Raw genomic sequence first — 16,779 nt, forward strand, 5'->3', positions numbered from 1 at the left:
CCACGATTTCCGAGACATACTGGTCGTTCGAACCCTCGATTCGCGTCGCTATCGACGAACGTACAGAAGTGCCGACGAACCCGAGACGGAATCTTACGAGTGAGAACTCTCGGAAGAGCGGTGGACGTCGTCCTCCGTCTGGCGGCCCCAGACGGTCCGCCACCGCCAGTCGAGGAACGTTTCAGTCCGCCTGTCCGCGGGTCTCGGCCCTGGAACGGGCGTCCTCGACGCTCTCGCCGTCCCGCAACATCGCCTCGACGAAGAGTTCGCCGGCGCGGAACGACGACCGGACCATCGGCCCCGAGGCGCAGTAGCTGAACCCGAACTCCTCCTCGGCGACCGTCTTCCAGACGTCGAACTTGTCCGGGTGGACGTAGTCGAAGACCTCGAGGTGGGACCGCGAGGGCTGGAGGTACTGCCCGAAGGTGACGACGTCGACGCCGACCTCGCGGAGGTCCGACAGCGTCTGGTAGACCTCGTGGTCGTACTCGCCCACGCCGAGCATCAGGCTCGTCTTGGCGTAGACGTCGGAGTCGGCGGCGATCTGCTCGAGGACCGACAGCGACTGTTCGTAGCCGGCGCGGCGGTCCCTGACGGGCCACTGGAGCCGCTCGACGGTCTCGACGTTGTGGGCGACGACGTCCGGTTCCGCCTCGAGTATCTTCTGGACGTCGTCGGGGTCGCCCCGGAAGTCCGGGACGAGCGCCTCGACGAGGATGGAGGGGTCCCGGCGCTTGATCTCGCGGATGGTCTCCGCGAAGTGGCCCGCCCCGCCGTCGTCGAGGTCGTCGCGGTCGACGGAGGTGAGGACGACGTACTCCAGGCCGATCTCGGCGACCGCCTCGGCGACGTTCTCCGGCTCGTCGGGGTCCAGCGGCGCCATGCCGCCGGTCTCGACGTCGCAGAAGTTACAGCCCCGGGAGCAGCGGTCGCCCATCAGCATGAACGTGGCTGTCCCCGGGCCGTTCCGCCCGCTCCAGCAGTCCCCGAGGTTCGGGCAGTTGGCCTCCTCGCAGACCGTGTGGAGGTCCCGCTCGCGGAGCGTCGCCTTGATCTCGGCGAACCGCTCGCCGCTCGGCGGGCGGGTCTTCAGCCACTCGGGCTTGCGGCGCCGGCTGCTCATGTCCGTCCCTTCGGCCCCGCGGACTAAAACGTGCGGGACGGGATAATTTCACACCAAAAGGACTTTGTATTCTTCTTCGTATTTGCGTTTCGATGGGCGCCCTCGACGTCTCGCCCGACGACGTGACCGCGGGGCCGATAGCCCGCACGCTCGTCCTGCTGGCGGTGCCGCTGCTCGTCCAGAACCTCGTCCACGTCGTCAACCAGCTCGTCGACACCTTCTGGCTGGGCCGCGTCGGCGAGGCGGAGGTCGCCGCCGTCGGCCTCGACTTCCCGATCCTCGCGATCATGTTCGGCGTCGTGGCCACGGGCGCCGTCGGCACGCAGATCCTGGTCGCCCAGCGCGTCGGCGCCGACGACCCCGCCGCCGCCCGACGGCTCGCGTGCAACGGCGTCGCGCTCTCCTTCTGCCTCGGCCTCGCGCTGTTCGGCGCCGTCGCGCTCGTCGGCGGGCGGGTCGTCAGGCTGCTCGGCGCCGGCCCGGAGATCGCGCCGCTGGCCGCATCGTACCTGTTCGTCTACGCCGCGTTCTTCCCGCTGGCGGCCAGCAGCGACGCCGTCGAGCGGGCCTTCGTCGGCTGGGGCGACACCCGCGCGGCGCTGTACGTCAACCTCGTGATGGTCGGGACGAACCTCCTGCTCGACCCGTTCCTCATCCTCGGCGTCGGCCCGGTCCCCGCACTCGGCGTCCGCGGCGCCGCCCTCGCGACCGGCGTCGGCTACGCCCTCGGGTTCGGGTTCGCCCTCCTCCTGGCGACCCGAGTCCGGGACTCGCTGTCGCTGTCGTGGAGCGACGCCCGCCTCTCGACCGACGATCTCCGCGAACTGGCGGACGTCGGCGCGCCGGTCTCCGGCCAGCAACTCGCCGGCCAGAGCGCCCGCGTCGCCATCGTCGGCGTCGTCGCGACGGTCGGCGGCGCGGCCGGCCTCGCGGCCTACACCGTCGGCGCCCGCGTCGCCACCGTCGCCTTCGTCCCTGCCTCCGGGTTCGGCAGCGCCGCCCAGAGCATGGTCGGCCAGAATCTCGGGGCCGACCGACCGGACCGCGCCCACGACACTGTCCGCAGCGGCGTCGCCATCGCCGGCGGCGCCCTGGGCCTCGTCGGCGTTCTCCAGTGGTTCCTCCCGGGCGCCCTCGCCGAGACCTTCGTCCCGACGCTCACCGACGCCGGGTTCGCCCTGACGGTCGACTACCTCGAGATCCTCGCGTACAGCTACTGGGCGATGGGCGCCTCCGCGGTCCTGCTGGCCGGCTTCAACGGCGCCTCGCGGACCCGGACCGGCTTCGTCGTCGACCTGCTGAAGTACTGGGGGCTGCGCATCCCCGCCGCGGTCGCCGCGCTGCCGGCCGCCGTCGTCGTGGTCCGCGGCGTCGAACTCGGCGGGGTCGGCCTCGGCGTCCACGCCGTCTTCTGGGCGGTGACGGTCTCGAACGTCGTCGCGGCCGTCGGCGTCGGCGCCTACTACCTCTGGCGGCGCGACCGGATGTTCAGCGCCGCCGCCCGGGAGGCAGCCGGCGCGACGGCGGACTGAAGCCGCGACCGACCGCGGCGCCCCAGTCGTTCACTTTCGCCCCGCCCTCGTCCGATTTAAGGCCGCCCGTCCCCGAGGTGCCGGCAATGCCGAACTCGAACGCGAAGGGGGACCGCCGCGAGCGCGAACTCGTCAACGCACTCGACGATGCGGGCTTCGCGGTGATGCGGGCCCCCTCCTCCGGCAGCGCGACCGAGCGTGAACTGCCGGACGTGCTGGCCGGCGACGGCGAGACCTTCTACGCCATCGAGGCGAAGTCCTCCGCCGGCGACCCAATCTACCTGACCGGCGAGGAGATCGAGGCGCTGGTGTACTTCTCCCGGAACTTCGGCGCGAAGCCCCGCGTCGGCGTCCGGTTCGACCGCGAGGACTGGTACTTCTTCCACCCCGGCGACCTCCACGAGACCGACGGCGGCAACTACCGCGTCAAGAAGGAGACGGCCCTCGAACGCGGCACCGACTTCGCTGAGTTCACCGGCGACTCGACGAAGGTGACCCTCGAGGAGGTGGTCGTCGGGAACGGACAGCAGGAGGACGACGAGGGCGACGACGACGAGCAGGTCCGGGACATCCTGGGCGCCCTCGAGCGCGGCGACCTCTCGGTCGACGACGCCGTCGAGATGCTGTAGGCGGTCAGGCGGCGGGCGCGTCCGGGTCGGCGAGCGCCGAGAGGTTGCCGATCAGGAACCCGGCGAAGCCGACGCGGAGCAGGATGTTCACGTACTCGATGACCAGCAGCATCGTGAAGGTGTCGAGCCAGCCGACCAGCGACAGGCCGATGGCGACGAAGACGAACCCCATCAGGAACACCAGCAGGTTCCGGAACTTCCAGTAGAGCAGCCGCCGGTCGTCGGACTGCCGCTTCGCCGCTCGCCAGACCGGGCCGAACAGCAGGTAGACGCGGGCCAGGTACGAGGCGACCATCGCACCGAGCACGAGCAGCGCCGTCCCGGCGCCGACGAGTTCGAGGACCACGCTCGCGACCACCGACGCCACCGACAGCCCGACGAGCAGGCCAACCGAGCGGCGCGAGGCGCCGGCGACGACGGCCGCCAGGCCGAACACGACCGGGTACGCCACCAGGTCGTCGACCGTCGACGCCACGTCCAGGGGAACGTCGCCGACGGGGACCTGGAGGACGCCCAGCCCCGACAGCGCCGAACCGATCGCCGAGACGGCGACGACGCCCGCGAGGAGGTGACAGTACTTCCGCAGTTCGGGCCGCTGGAACCGCGACAGCGCGACGAAGACGACCGTCGAAAGCGCGTACACCGCGGCGGCCGCCAGGCTGATCTGCACGTCCGTGAGCATATCCGTGGCTACGCGGGAGCGCGACGATAAGCCCGGGCGTCGCTTCGGGGCTCGAAACAACTGGTAGAACGCGGTCCGGCCGCACCGACGGCGCCGTCGGCCGGTTAGGTCGCCCTCACTCCACGATCATCTGGTCGCGGGGCGCCAGCCGCGAGTACGGGAAGGCGTAGCGGGGGCGCTCGTCGAGGTCGGCTTCCGCATCACCCGAGAACGGGTAGACGACCTCGACGACGGGGTCGGCGCGGGGATAGCCGTCGTTCTTCGGGTAGTCGGCGACGGTGGTGTCGGCGGCGTCGATGTATCGCTCGTCGGCCCGCTCGTCGGTGAGGCGGTAGACGACGACGGTGTCGCCGGTCTCGCGGTCGGTCGCGAGGTCGCCGCGCTCGAGCCAGCAGTCCGCACAGACCGCCGGCCCGGACTCGGGGACGAACGACTCGTGGCCGCAGATGGCGCAGTCGGCCGCCGTCATGCCGGGCGCGGGGACCCGGCGCTCGGTCACCTCGATGGCGACCCGGCGGATGTGCTTGCAGTGCTCGCCGCGGATCTCGTGGTCCGGGCAGGAGCAGTCGCTGTTCGGCAGGTCGACCAGGTACTCCGCGCCGGACTGGCTCTCGACGACGTAGCGGCCCTCGCCGACGGGCCGGACGGCCATCGACTCCGTCCAGGCGCGCGCGGAGCGTTCGTCGAGCCGTCGGGTATCGGGCGCCAGCGGGCGTCTCCGGTGAGAGTCCGATGACGCGGATGTGTGTTCCGGGTGCGTCATGTTCCAGTCGAAGTGTAGGTGCTGCAGACGTATGAGTGACTCGGCGGAACGGTCCGCCTTCCCTTGGTTTCGACCACATTTACCTCGGTTTCGGGTTCGTTACTCGCTGCCGGAATCAGCCCGGCCGGTCAGGGCCAACATACCAGCATCCGCGCGACCGAAGGGAGCGCGGTTCACGGCGACGAGCGACCGCAGGGAGCGAGTCGCCGTAGCGCCCGACGACTACCGCGGGCCCGAACGAAGTGAGGGCCTGCGACAGGAGGAGGGCGCGCATATTTTCCCCACGTTTTTGCCGGACGGCCGGAGGCCGTCCGTGCAAAAAGTGGGTCGAAGGCCTTAGTACGGAGGCGACGGAAGCGAGCAGGTATGAACGTCGCAGACGCCATGACGCCGCGGTCGGACGTCGTGACCGTGGAACTCCCCGGCACCAGGGACGAGTGCCTCGAGTACCTGCAGGACCGGGGGTTCTCGTCGGTCCCCGTCGTCAAGCAGACCGCCGGCGGCGAACAGTTCCGCGGCCTGGTCACCCGCGAGTCCCTCATCGAGCAGCCCGACGAGGACCAGCTGGCGCTGCTCGTCCGGGAGGTGCCGACGACCGAGTCCGCGACCTCGCTGACGGAGCTGGCCGACCTGGTCTTCGAGACCGACGAGCGCCGGGTCCCGGTCGTCGACGACGGCGAACTGGTCGGTATCGTCACCGTCACGGACGTCGTCCGCGCGATCGCCGAGGGCGAGGAGGACGGCGACACGGAGGTCGGCGAACTCGCGACGCTGGAGGTCAACACGGTCTACCAGGGGACGCCGCTGCCGGTCGCCGAGCGCGAACTGTACCACTCGAACGTCCCCTACGCGGTCGTGCTCGGCGAGGACGGCGGCCTCGCGGGCATGCTCACCGAGGTCGACGTCATCGAGGTCGCCCGCGTCGTGCAGGGTGAGGACGACCCCGGCGACGCGCTCGCCAACGAGGACGACGAGTGGATGTGGGAGGGCATCAAGGCGGTCGGGAGCCGCTCCATCCCGACGCTGAACGTCGAGATCCCCGCGGAGCCGGTCACCGAGTTCATGACCGCGGACCTGATCACGGTGACGAGACAGAAGACCGCCCGCGAGGCGGCCCAGCTGATGCTCTCGAACGACGTCGAGCAGATCCCGCTGGTCGCCGGCGGCGAGCTCGTCGGCATCGTCCGGGACGTCGACCTGCTGGAGGCGCTGCGATGAGCGAGCTGGCCGACCTCGCCGAGCTTGCGAAGCGACGCGGCTTCTTCTTCCCGTCGAACGAGGCCTACGGCGGCACCGCCGGCTTCTACACCTACGGCCCGGAGGGCGCGGCGCTGAAGCGCAACCTCGAGGACGCCTGGCGCGACATCTTCGTCCGCGAGGAGGGCCACATGGAGGTGTCGGCGCCGACCGTGATGCCGGAGGCCGTCTTCGAGGCCTCGGGCCACCTCGACGGCTTCGACGACATGATCGTCGAGTGCGCGGAGTGCGGGGCGACCCACCGCGCCGACCACCTCGTCGAGGACGCCGTCGAGGACGTCGAGGACGCGGAGGCCTACGACCCCGAGGAGGTCGGCGAACTCATCGCCACCCACCACATCGAGTGTCCCTCCTGCGGCGCGTCGCTGGCCGGCGAGGAGGTCGACGAGTTCAACCTCATGTTCGGCACGAACATCGGGCCCGGTTCCTCCTCGCCCGGCTACCTCCGGCCGGAGACCGCCCAGGGCATCTTCGTGGAGTTCCCGCGGCTGAAGGAGTACGCCCGCAACCAGCTGCCGTTCGGCGTCGCCCAGGTCGGCACCGCCTACCGCAACGAGATCTCGCCGCGGCGGGCGCTCGTCCGCGTCCGGGAGTTCACGCAGGCCGAACTCGAGCACTTCATCGACCCGGAGAACGACGAGCCGCCGCTGGACCGCGTCGCCGACGTCGAGGTGCCGCTGTACTCCGCCGAGGCCCAGCACGCAGACGACGGCGGCCTCGAGACCTACACCGTCCGCGAGGCCGTCGACGAGGGCGTCATCGGCAGCGAGTGGGTCGCCTACTACCTCGGCCGCGCGATGGCGTTCTACGAGCGCGTCGGCGTCGACATGGACCGGTTCCGCTACCGCCAGCACCTCTCCGGCGAGCGCGCCCACTACGCCGCGGACTGCTGGGACGCCGAGACCGAACTCGGCGGCAACTGGGTGGAGGTGACCGGCTTCGCGTACCGCTCGGACTACGACCTCTCGAAGCACGGCGAGTACTCCGGCGACGACTTCACGCTGTTCCGGCAGTACGACGAGCCGAAGACGGTGGAGCGGGCGACCGTCGACCCGGACATGAGCTACCTCGGCCCCGAGTTCGGCGGCGACGCGGGCGACGTCGCCGACGCCCTCGAGTCGCTGGCCGGCCGCGACCGGTCGGCCTTCGACGGCGACGAGGTCACCGTCGAGATCGACGGCGAGGAGTACACCGTCCCCGTCGAGAAGACCGGCTTCGCCGTCGAGGAGCAGACCGAGGCCGGCGAGCATATCACGCCGCACGTCGTCGAGCCGTCCTTCGGCGTCGGCCGCCTCGTCTACAGCGTGCTCGTCCACTCCCACGGCGCCGACGAGGTCGACGGCGAGGAGCGCGCGTTCCTCGACCTGCCCGCCGAACTCGCGCCGACCACGGTCGCCGTCTTCCCGCTGATGACGAAGGACGGCCTCGACGACCGCGCCGGGGAGATCGCCCGAGAGCTCCGGCAGGCCGGCTTCGAGGTCGCCTACGACGACTCGGGCAACATCGGTCGGCGCTACCGCCGCCAGGACGAGGTCGGGACGCCCTACTGCGTGACCGTCGACTACGAATCCCTCGAGGAGGACACCGTGACGGTCCGGGAGCGCGACTCCACGGACCAGGCGCGGGTCGCGGTCGACGACCTCCCCGAGGCGCTCCGCCGGCTCGTCGGCGGCGAGACGCTGGCCGACCTGTAGTTTTTACCCGCCAGCGTCCGAACCCGGCACCCATGACCGTCTACGAGTCCGACCTCCCGGGGGTCGGCAAGAAGTTCGAGATCGAACTCGGCGACGACGAGCGCCTCGTCGTCGTCATCCACAACACCGGGAAGCGGGAGGTGTTCCGCCGGACCGGCGACGAGGACTCGGTGAAGCTGTTCGAGCTCACCGACCAGCTCTCCCGGCAGGTCGGCTCCATCCTCGAGGGGGCGTACTTCCAGCCGGTGACGACCCAGGAGACGGAGACGATGCTCGACGAGAACACCTTACTGGAGTGGGTCAAGGTCGTCGACGGCTCGGACGTCGCCGGACGGACGCTGGAGGACGTCGACTTCCGGAACCGGACGGGTGCCACCGTCGTCGCCATCCAGCGGGAGGACGAGGAGACCGAGTCCAACCCCGGCCCCGAGACCCGCATCCGCGCCGGCGACACGCTCATCGTGCTCGGCGCGCGAGACGCCTGCCAGACGGTCGAGTCGATGGTGTCGGCCACCGACGAGGCCGACCTGGAGACGCTCGAGGAACGGGACCCCGATTCCAGAGACGACGCCTGACGCATGGCGGCGCTGCTCCTCGAAGCGGGCGCGATGTTCGCCGTCATCGCCCTCGCCGCGTCGGTCGCCCAGCGCGTCGGCCAGTCGGTCATCCCCTTCTACGTCGTCGCCGGGATGCTGGTCAGCCCCGCCGTCGCGGGGCGGTTCGACCTCCCCGCCCTTCAGAACCAGGAGTTCATCGAACTGCTGGCCGAACTCGGCATCGTCTTCCTGCTCTTCTTCCTCGGCCTGGAGTTCAGCCTCGACCGCCTGCTGGAGTCCAGCGGCGAGATCGGGAAGGCCGGGACGCTCGACCTCCTGATCAACTTCCCGGTCGGCGTCGTCGTCGGCCTCGCCCTCGGCTGGTCCGTCCTCGAGGCGTTCGTCCTCGCCGGCATCGTCTACATCTCCTCGTCGGCGGTGATCACGAAGTCGCTCATCGACCTCGGGTGGATCGCCAACGACGAGGCCCAGCCGATGCTCGGGACGCTCGTCTACGAGGACCTCTTCATCGCCTTCTATCTCGCCGTGCTGTCGGCGGTACTGATCGACAGCGGGGACTTCGTGGACATCCTGCTGGACGTCGCCGTCGCGATGGGCTTCCTGCTGGTCCTGGTCGCCGCCGTCTACCTCGGGACGGAGTACTTCGAGGCCTACCTGGACGTCGACACCGAGGAGCTGTTCGTCATCCGAGCCGTCGCGGTGACGGTGCTCGTCGCCGGGGTGGCCCTGGCCATCGGCGTCAGCGAGGCCGTCGCCGCCTTCTTCATCGGCATGGGCTTCTCGAGCACCGACCACCTGCACGACCTCGAGCGCCGGCTCATCCCGCTGCGGGACGTCTTCGCGGCCGTCTTCTTCTTCTGGATCGGCCTGAACACCGACCCCGCGGTGTTCGGCGACCTCGCCGTCGTGGCCGTCCTCGCCGCGCTGGTCGTCGTCACGACGCCGACGAAGGTCGTCTCCGGCTTCTTCGGCGGCCGCATCTACGGGCTCGACGACCGCCGGAACCTCCGCGTCGGCCTCGGGATGGTCACGCGGGGGGAGTTCTCGCTGATCATCTCGTCGCTGGCCGCGGGGGCCGAGGGGTCGGTCGTCCTCTCGGAGACCATCCCCGCGGTCGCCGTCGGCTACGTCCTCGTGATGAGCATCCTCGGGACGGTGCTCATGCAGTACGCCGGCAGCTTCGAGCGGTTCGTCGTCGACCGGGAACCCTCCGAGCCGACGGCGGACTGACCGCTCGCGGCGCTGGCGGGCGAGGAGGTCCGAAAGGAAAAGCGCTCTAGGCGTTGATGTGGCCTTCGCGGCGAAGCTGCGCGGCGTCCTGCTCGTCGTACCGCCACTCGATGTCCGCCTTCTCGTCCTGCCAGGACCACGGCTCGATGAGGACGATGTCGTCCTTGTTGACCCAGGTGCGGAAGCGCATGCGGCCGGGGATCCGACCCATGCGCTCCTTCCCGTCGTTACACCGGAGCCGCACGCGGCGGCCGCCCAGCATCTCGGTCACGATGGCGAACATCTCGTCGTCCCCCGGCATCCGGAGGTTCTTCCGCTGTGTCTCTTCCGTCACACTATAAAGAGACGGCGAAGACGTTTAAGTGGTCGGTTTTTTCGTGGTACGGAGTGGCGCACCAATGTCGCCGACGCCGGGGCGATTCGGGGGTGCTCGGGGCGAACAGACGGCGCTCTCCGGTCGGCAGTCCTCGCGCCGTGCTACCGCCTCGTCGGACTGCCGGCTCGCTTCAGGGCACGGGGGTTCTGGCCGCGCCTCCACTGATAAACCCCCGGGCGGCGCGGCCCCGTCCTTCACTTCCGCCGCGTTGGCCGAACCCTTATCCTGCAAAGCGACGAACGGAGGGGTAGATGGCGACCGCCACCGACGAGCCGGAGTACATCGAGGGGCCGATGCTGGTCGACGGCCTGCTCGAGAAGCGCCGCTACCAGCTCCGGCTGGCGGAGACCGCCCAGCGCGACCACACGCTCGTCTGCCTGCCGACGGGGCTGGGCAAGACGGCGGTGAGTCTGCTCGTGACCGCCGAGCGGCTGTCCGAGCACGGCGGCACGTCGCTACTGCTGGCGCCGACGAAGCCGCTCGTCCAGCAGCACGCGACGTTCTACCGGGAGGCGCTGACGGTCGACGACGACGAGGTGGTGGTCTTCACCGGCGACGTCCGACCCGACGACCGCGCGGAACTGTGGGACTCCGCGTCGGTCGTCTGCGCGACGCCGCAGGTCGTCGAGAACGACCTCGTCGGCAACCGCGTCTCGCTGGCCGACGTCACGCACGTCACCTTCGACGAGTGCCACCGCGCGACCGGCGACTACGCCTACAACTACATCGCCGAGCGCTACCACGAGGACGCCCAGGAGCCGCTGGTCACCGGGATGAGCGCCTCGCCGGGCGGCGACAAGGAGGAGATACTCACCGTCTGCGACAACCTCGGGCTCCGGGAGGTCGCGGTGATGACCGAGGACGACGCCGACGTCGCCGAGCACACCTTCCAGACCGACGTCGAGTGGGAGCGCGTCGAGCTCCCGGAGACGGTCATCGAGATCCGGGACGCGCTCAACGAGGTGGTCTCCGAGCGCCTCGAGAAGCTCAAGCAGCTCGGCGTCACCAACTCGACGGACCCGAACATGTCCCAGAAGCAGCTGAACGCCATCCGCGCGAAGCTGCAGGAGCTCATCAACAACGACAACGGGGACGGCTACAAGGGAATGTCCGCCCACGCGGAGATCATGAAGCTCCGGCGGGCCGTCGAGCTCGTCGAGACCCAGAGCGTCGAGTCGCTACGCCGCTACTTCGAGCGCCAGCGCGAGGACGCCCGCTCCTCGGGGTCCTCGAAGGCCAGCCAGCGGTTCGTCAGCGAACCCCGGGTGAAGGAGGCGATGCGCCGCGCCGAGGAGTTCGATGACCTCCACCCGAAGTTCCGCCGGACGCGCATCCTGCTGGCCCAGACCCTCGGCATCGAGGACGGCGAGCGCGTCATCGTCTTCACCGAATCGAGAGACACCGCCGAGACGCTCACGGAGTTCCTCGGCGAGCACTTCGAGACCCGGCGGTTCGTCGGCCAGGGCGACAAGGAGGGCTCCGACGGGATGACCCAGACGGAGCAGAAGGAGACCCTCGACGAGTTCCGCGCCGGCGAGTTCGAGGTGCTCGTCTCGACGTCCGTCGCCGAGGAGGGCCTCGACGTCCCGGACGTCGACCTGGTGCTGTTCTACGAGCCGGTCCCGAAGGGCATCCGCTCCATCCAGCGGAAGGGCCGGACCGGCCGCGCCAGCGAGGGCCGCGTCGTCGTCCTCCTGGCCGAGGACACCCGCGACGAGGCCTTCTTCTGGATGTCCCGCAACGAGGAGAAGAAGATGGAGAAGGAGCTCCGGAAGCTGAAGAACATGGAGGGCGAGATCGAGGTCGAGATCGCCGAGCAGCGCGGTCTCGACGAGTTCGAAAGCGAGGGCGACCGAAGGGAGCCCTCGGAGCAGGCGAGCGGCGAAGCCGCGAGCCCGGACGATGAGTCCAGCGGGGCCGACGGGGACACCGCGGAGGCGGCGACGGCGACCGAAGACGCCGACGCTAGCGATGCCGACGGCCAGGCCGGCCTCGCCGACTTCGCGGGCGACGTGGCCGACGAAGGGGAGAGCACAGAAGACGACGCCGACACCGGCGACGGTGACGAGAACGAGGACGAGGGCGACGACCCCGAAGCCACCGTCGCGACGGCCGCCCCCGACGGCGAGACCGTCGAGGTCGTCGTCGACCAGCGGGAACTGGACTCCCACATCGCGCGGGACCTCTCGACCCGCGACGGGATCGAGACCCGCCTGGAGACCCTGGAGGTCGGCGACTACGTCCTCTCCGACCGGGTGGTCGTCGAGCGGAAGTCCGTCGCGGACTTCGTGGACACGCTCGTCGGCGGCGACCGCTCGATGTTCGAGCAGGTCGGCGCCGCCGCCCGCTACTACGCGCGGCCGGTCGTGATCATCGAGGGCGAGGACCTCTACGGCGAGCGGAACGTCCACCCGAACGCCATCCGCGGCGCGCTCGCGTCGCTGGCGGTCGACTTCGGCGCGAGCGTGATGCAGACCGCCGACGCCGACGAGACGGCCGACCTGCTTGAGGTCGTCGCCACCCGCGAGCAGGAGACCGCCAGCCGCGACGTCTCCGTCCACGGCGAGAAGGGCGGCAAGACCCTCACCGAGCAGCAGGAGTACGTCGTCGGCGCCATCGCGGAGGTCGGTCCCGTCACCGCCCGGGGGCTGCTGGAGCACTTCGGCAGCGTCGAGGCCGTGATGACCGCGGAGGAGGAGGACCTACTCGAGGTCGACGGCGTCGGCGAGGTGACCGCCGGCCGCATCCGCGAGGTCACCGGCACCGAGTACGCCGGCACCGACCGGCGGGACGACTGACGCATCTCGGCGGTTTTCTGTAGGGTCCCGCGAGAGTCGGTATCCACGGGACCGCGACCGATTCGGCCGGGTCAGTCAGCCTCGAGCAGGGAGACTGGCGACCGACACTGGATCCAGGCCTCGTCGCCGTCGGGGTCGAAGAGCAGCAGCGTCCCGTCCTCGAGTTCGACGTGGTCGACCGCTCGGTCCCCCGGGTCGAAGTCGCCGGCGTCGGTGGAGTTCATACCGGTCGTCAGAAGCCGAGCCTATAGCCAGTTTTCCGAACTTCGACCCGATTCGGACCCAAATCTGCAGCGGCCAGAACGGCTGAGCGCCGGCGTCAGAGCCGGCGGAGTTCGCGGAGCGTCTCGGCGGCCTCGCGGGCGGCCGCGAAGAGGTCGCGCTTACGGCCGACGTCGCGGGTGTCCTCCGCGCGGCGCGTCAGGGACGTGATCTCTCTGACCAGCGCCGCCTCGGCCTCGCCGAGGTCGCCGCCCTCCGCGGCGGTCGTCTCGCGGCCGCCGCGCGGCTCCTCGCGGCGGGCCGGCGGGTCGACGCGGGCCGGTCGTCGCTCGCCGGTGGTCGCCGGCCGCGTCTCGGCGGGGCGGTCCTCGCGGGACGGCGACGACTGCTCGGCGTCGGTCGGACCGGCGTCGGAGCCGTCCGCCGACGCCTCCTCGTCGGGCGTGAGGTCGGCCGGGTCCGGCGTCCCGGAGACCGGCTCCTGGTCCTGCTCGACGGCCTCGGCGGCCTCGCCGTTCGTCGCGGCGTCCGCGGGCGTGCCCTCCCCGGTCGGCGCTTCGGCTCCCTCCTCGCCGGCGAGTTCGCCCTCCTCGGTGACCTCGCGCTGGCAGGTCGGGCAGAACTCCGTCCCCTCGTAGCGGAACACGGGCGAGTGGCACTCGGGGCAGTGCTGGTTGGTCATCGTCGCCCCCTGCAGCAGCAGTTCGCTCATCTGTTCGGTGGCCTCCCGCTTCGCCTGGTCGCGCTCGTACTTCTCTCGAAGCTTCTCGCGCTCGGCCTCGCGGTCGAAGTCCTCGCTCATATCCAACGTACACGTGATTACCCGGGAAAAGGACTGCGCTAGGCGGACTCGTGGTCGTGGAGGCGGCGCATCCGCTCGGGGAGGTCGACGCCCTGCCGGCGGAACCGCCGGACGCGCCACCGGAAGACCGCCCAGCCGACGCAGAGCCAGCCGAAGACGACGGCGCCGATCCAGGGCAGTTCGGTCACTGGAGGATCGTCAGGAGGCTGAAGATCAGCGGGACGCCCGCCAGCAGCATCGCGAGGACGACGCTCGGCCCGGCGTCGGCGGTCAGCGGCGCCGCGAGCACGAAGATGGCGATTCCGACGACGTTGCCGACGACCAGCCCCGTCGCGCCGACCAGCCCCACGCGCTGGTCGATGACGCCGTGTTCGCTAGACATTGACAGTCTCTCCTCTCGCGACGGACGGGTAACCGTAGCGCCTCGCCACGCTGGTCGTTTAAGCCCCCGGGAGGGTTTTGTCGCTGGCCGACGGCCTGCCGGTATGGACGACCTGCACGACACCGTCGCCACCTGGACCTCGCTGTCTGACCCCGCCGTCGCGGAGATGGCCGCCGGCGCCGGCTTCGACTTCGTCGTCGTCGACACCGAGCACGCGCCGCTGGGCCTCGAGACCGTCGCCGACTGCCTCCGGGCCGTGGAGGCCGGGGGCGGAGCGTCGATGGTCCGCGTGCCCTGGAACGACCCAGTCCGCATCAAGCGCCTGCTCGACCTCGGGCCCGACGCGCTGCTCGTCCCGATGGTCGGTACGGCCGCGGAGGCCCGCGAGGCCGTCGCCGCGACGCGGTACCCGCCGGAGGGCGAGCGCGGCGTCGCCGCGGCCCGCGCCGCCGACTACGGCCGGAACTTCGAGTCCTACGTCGAGTCCGGCCACCGTGACCTCTCCGTCGTCCTGCAGGTCGAGAGCGCAGAAGCGGTCGAGAACGCCGCCGAGATCGCCGGCGTAGAGGGCGTCGACGCGCTGTTCGTCGGGCCCGCCGACCTCTCGGCGTCGCTGGACGTCTTCGCCGAGTGGAGCGACGAGGCGTTCCTGGAGGCCGTCGAGGAAGTCCTGGATGCCGGCGAGGAGGCGGGGGTCCCCGTGGGCACGCTGGGGACGACGACCGAGCAGATACGTGCGCTCGGGTCGCTCGGGTTCGACTACCTCATCGCCGGCGCGGACTTCACGCACCTCGTGGAGGGACAGCGGCGCGCCCTCGAGGCGGCCGACGAGGTCCTGTAGCGGAGTCTCTCAGGGACCGCGGACGAACGGAGCGTGGAGCACCCCGGAGTCAGAAGTCGGCCTCGACGGTGCCGTCCTCGTCGAGGTAGACGATGGAGTCGAAGCGGTCCTTGTAGGCCTGGACGTCGGCGTCGTCGTGGACCTCCTCGGAGAGGTGGAACAACCCGACGGCGTCGTACTCCTCGAGGAGGTCGAGGAGGTCCTGGACGGCCCCGAGGGCGCGCTCCTCGTCGGCGTAGTAGGCCATCTCGGTCACGGAGTCGAGGCTGATGCGCCGCTTGCCGTCGTTGTCCGCCAGGAAGTCGCGGGTGATATCGACGATGCCGTCGAGGTCGTCCGGCGAGGAGACGTAGTGGACGTGGTCGGAGCCGCGCCGCGAGTAGCCGCGCTCCACGGAGAGTGTGTCGAGGATGTCGGCCTTCGTCTCGTCGACGTCGTAGTACTCCAGCTTCTGCTGGACCTCGCGGGCCGTCGTCCGCGTGGAGATGACGAGGATGCGGTCGGTGTCGGTCTTCAGGAAGTCGGTGTCGATGCGGTCGGTCTCGCCGGTGCTGGGGTGGATGAGGAGGATTCCGGTGCCGCCCGGTATCGATTCGGGCGCGTTCTCGATGGCGAGTTCGTAGTCCATGGGTGACGTGGCGAGCGGCGAGGTCTTAAATTGTGGTCAGGTCCCCCTCAGAAGACCGAGTCGGCGGTCGCGGCCCCGACGACGCTGAAGACGGCGCCGACGGCGACGGCCTTCGCGGTCACGATCGCCGACTCCATCGGCGGGAGGTCCGCCAGGAACGTCCCCGGGGCGCCGAAGGCGAGCGCGAGGATCAGCACCGCACCGTAGGCGACGAGCATCAGCGAGAGGAACCGCGCGGGGACGCCGGCGAGGTCGAAGTCGTCCTCGGGGTCGCGGTCGGCCGCCTTGTACAGCGCCGCGTAGCCGATGCCGAAGACGATGGCCACGGTGAGCAGCGACTGGTAGACGTTCATGCCCTCGGCGAGGACCCACACCTCCTCGGTGACGACGAACGGACCCGCCAGCAGGAACCCGCCGACGACCTGCTGTGCGGAGTCGGCCAGCCGGAAGTGCCGCCGCGGTCGGAGCCTGACCATCACGTCACCCCAGCGCCGCGGCGGATATAACGGCTGCCCTCTCGGGCGGCGGCGGGGCCGCGCCGTCCGTGGCGGTTATGGCGGCCCGCGTCGAACGGGCCAGCCATGAGCGTTCGCGCGGAGTTCGACGAGTGGGCGGCCGACGGCCGCGACCGGGGCATGGAGGAACGGCACTGGCACACCGCCAAGCACGCGCTCGCGCGGATGCCCGTCGAGGCAGGCGAGGCCGTCCTCGACCTCGGCTGCGGCAGCGGCTACGCGCTCCGGGCGCTCCGCGACGCGACGGACGCCGGCCGGACCTACGGCCTCGACGGCGCCCCCGAGATGGTCCGGAACGCCCGGAGCTACACCGACGACCCGCGGGTGAGCTACGTCGTCGGCGACTTCCAGTCGCTGCCCTTCGAGGCGGACAGCGTCGACCACTGCTTCTCGATGGAAGCCTTCTACTACGCGCCCGACCCCGTCGGCGCCCTCGAGGAGCTCCGGCGGGTGCTCCGCCCCGGCGGCACCTTCTACTGCGCGGTCAACTTCTTCGAGGAGAACGTCCACAGCCACGAGTGGCAGGAGAAGATCTCCATCGACATGACGCTGTGGAGCTACGAGGAGTACCGCGAGGCCTTCCGGGCGGCGGGCTTCCACGTCGCCGAGCAGGACACCATCCCCGACCGCGAGACCGAGATTCCCCCCGAGTCCGAGTTCCCCACCGAGGACTGGGAGACCCGCGAGGACATGGTCGAGCGCTACCGGGAGTTCGGCACGCTGCTCACCGTCGGGGTGGTCCCCTGAC

19 protein-coding genes are annotated in these 16,779 nt (G+C 70.3%); 9 read left to right on the forward strand and 10 right to left on the reverse strand.

The features are described from left to right. Positions 1–181: 181 nt before the first annotated feature. On the reverse strand, positions 182–1,123 hold the full coding sequence (lipA, locus tag HWV07_RS11925; RefSeq protein ID WP_178334512.1) for a lipoyl synthase: 942 nt from the start codon (positions 1,121–1,123) through the stop codon (positions 182–184). Positions 1,124–1,215: 92 nt separating this feature from the next. On the opposite strand from lipA, the gene HWV07_RS11930 reads away from it, so the two are divergent. Both HWV07_RS11930 and hjc read left to right on the forward strand, forming a co-directional pair. Then, the gene (locus tag HWV07_RS11930) at positions 1,216–2,655 is read left to right on the forward strand and encodes an MATE family efflux transporter (RefSeq protein ID WP_178334513.1); all 1,440 of its coding nucleotides are present in this window, start codon (positions 1,216–1,218) and stop codon (positions 2,653–2,655) included. An 86-nt stretch (positions 2,656–2,741) separates the two neighbouring features. Then, positions 2,742–3,284, forward strand: coding sequence for a Holliday junction resolvase Hjc (gene hjc / locus HWV07_RS11935; RefSeq protein ID WP_178334514.1), 543 nt, complete (start codon positions 2,742–2,744; stop codon positions 3,282–3,284). A 4-nt stretch (positions 3,285–3,288) separates the two neighbouring features. On the opposite strand, the gene HWV07_RS11940 is transcribed toward hjc, so the two are convergent. Both HWV07_RS11940 and HWV07_RS11945 read right to left on the reverse strand, forming a co-directional pair. After that, on the reverse strand, positions 3,289–3,966 hold the full coding sequence (locus HWV07_RS11940) for a bacteriorhodopsin (RefSeq protein ID WP_178334515.1): 678 nt from the start codon (positions 3,964–3,966) through the stop codon (positions 3,289–3,291). Positions 3,967–4,081: 115 nt separating this feature from the next. Then, on the reverse strand, positions 4,082–4,618 hold the full coding sequence (locus HWV07_RS11945) for an SWIM zinc finger family protein (RefSeq protein ID WP_246279759.1): 537 nt from the start codon (positions 4,616–4,618) through the stop codon (positions 4,082–4,084). 477 nt (positions 4,619–5,095) lie between these two features. Here HWV07_RS11945 and HWV07_RS11950 point away from each other — a divergent pair, with 477 nt between their 5' ends. Genes HWV07_RS11950 through HWV07_RS11965 form a run of 4 tightly spaced genes read left to right on the forward strand, consistent with a single transcriptional unit; the run spans position 5,096 to position 9,467 of the window. After that, positions 5,096–5,947, forward strand: a complete 852-nt coding sequence (locus HWV07_RS11950) for a CBS domain-containing protein (RefSeq protein ID WP_178334517.1) — start codon at positions 5,096–5,098, stop codon at positions 5,945–5,947. Then, positions 5,944–7,680: a glycine--tRNA ligase gene (gene glyS, locus HWV07_RS11955; protein WP_178334518.1), complete on the forward strand. Its 1,737-nt coding sequence runs from the start codon at positions 5,944–5,946 to the stop codon at positions 7,678–7,680. Before HWV07_RS11950 ends, glyS begins: the two co-directional genes overlap by 4 nt. Before the next feature lie 32 nt (positions 7,681–7,712). Further along, positions 7,713–8,255, forward strand: coding sequence for a cation:proton antiporter regulatory subunit (locus HWV07_RS11960; protein ID WP_178334519.1), 543 nt, complete (start codon positions 7,713–7,715; stop codon positions 8,253–8,255). A 3-nt stretch (positions 8,256–8,258) separates the two neighbouring features. After that, positions 8,259–9,467, forward strand: coding sequence for a cation:proton antiporter (locus HWV07_RS11965; protein ID WP_178334520.1), 1,209 nt, complete (start codon positions 8,259–8,261; stop codon positions 9,465–9,467). 46 nt (positions 9,468–9,513) lie between these two features. Here HWV07_RS11965 and eif1A read toward each other — a convergent pair whose 3' ends face one another. Next, entirely contained in the window at positions 9,514–9,801 is a 288-nt protein-coding gene (eif1A, locus tag HWV07_RS11970; protein WP_178334521.1) for a translation initiation factor eIF-1A, read from the reverse strand. A 293-nt stretch (positions 9,802–10,094) separates the two neighbouring features. Here eif1A and HWV07_RS11975 point away from each other — a divergent pair, with 293 nt between their 5' ends. After that, a complete protein-coding gene (locus HWV07_RS11975) occupies positions 10,095–12,641 on the forward strand; it encodes a DEAD/DEAH box helicase (protein WP_178334522.1) in 2,547 nt (848 codons plus the stop codon). 71 nt (positions 12,642–12,712) lie between these two features. Here HWV07_RS11975 and HWV07_RS11980 read toward each other — a convergent pair whose 3' ends face one another. The 4 genes from HWV07_RS11980 to HWV07_RS11995 all read right to left on the reverse strand — a co-directional run bounded on the left by HWV07_RS11980 (position 12,713) and on the right by HWV07_RS11995 (position 14,047). After that, positions 12,713–12,865 (reverse strand): hypothetical protein, encoded by a 153-nt coding sequence (locus HWV07_RS11980; protein WP_178334523.1) that lies wholly within the window; start codon positions 12,863–12,865, stop codon positions 12,713–12,715. Positions 12,866–12,960: 95 nt separating this feature from the next. Further along, entirely contained in the window at positions 12,961–13,665 is a 705-nt protein-coding gene (locus tag HWV07_RS11985) for an Sjogren's syndrome/scleroderma autoantigen 1 family protein (RefSeq protein WP_178334524.1), read from the reverse strand. A 38-nt stretch (positions 13,666–13,703) separates the two neighbouring features. Next, complete coding sequence (locus HWV07_RS11990) at positions 13,704–13,853, reverse strand: hypothetical protein (protein WP_178334525.1); 150 nt, start codon at positions 13,851–13,853, stop codon at positions 13,704–13,706. Next, a complete protein-coding gene (locus tag HWV07_RS11995) occupies positions 13,850–14,047 on the reverse strand; it encodes a hypothetical protein (protein WP_178334526.1) in 198 nt (65 codons plus the stop codon). The genes HWV07_RS11990 and HWV07_RS11995 overlap by 4 nt, the downstream gene beginning before the upstream one ends. Positions 14,048–14,150: 103 nt before the next feature. Here HWV07_RS11995 and HWV07_RS12000 point away from each other — a divergent pair, with 103 nt between their 5' ends. Continuing rightward, positions 14,151–14,888: an HpcH/HpaI aldolase family protein gene (locus HWV07_RS12000; RefSeq protein WP_178334527.1), complete on the forward strand. Its 738-nt coding sequence runs from the start codon at positions 14,151–14,153 to the stop codon at positions 14,886–14,888. Between the two features lie 49 nt (positions 14,889–14,937). Here the strand turns inward: HWV07_RS12000 and HWV07_RS12005 are convergent, their stop codons facing one another. Beyond that, positions 14,938–15,516 carry a DUF7090 family protein gene (locus tag HWV07_RS12005; RefSeq protein ID WP_178334528.1) on the reverse strand — a complete coding sequence of 193 codons (579 nt, stop codon included), beginning with the start codon at positions 15,514–15,516 and terminating at the stop codon, positions 14,938–14,940. 47 nt (positions 15,517–15,563) lie between these two features. Further along, positions 15,564–15,992 carry a DUF2391 family protein gene (locus tag HWV07_RS12010; protein ID WP_178334529.1) on the reverse strand — a complete coding sequence of 143 codons (429 nt, stop codon included), beginning with the start codon at positions 15,990–15,992 and terminating at the stop codon, positions 15,564–15,566. Positions 15,993–16,097: 105 nt separating this feature from the next. Here HWV07_RS12010 and HWV07_RS12015 point away from each other — a divergent pair, with 105 nt between their 5' ends. Further along, positions 16,098–16,778, forward strand: coding sequence for a class I SAM-dependent methyltransferase (locus HWV07_RS12015; protein WP_178334530.1), 681 nt, complete (start codon positions 16,098–16,100; stop codon positions 16,776–16,778). The last annotated feature ends 1 nt before the right edge of the window (position 16,779 follow it).

The organism is Natronomonas salina (genome assembly GCF_013391105.1).
Lineage (GTDB): Archaea > Halobacteriota > Halobacteria > Halobacteriales > Haloarculaceae > Natronomonas > Natronomonas salina.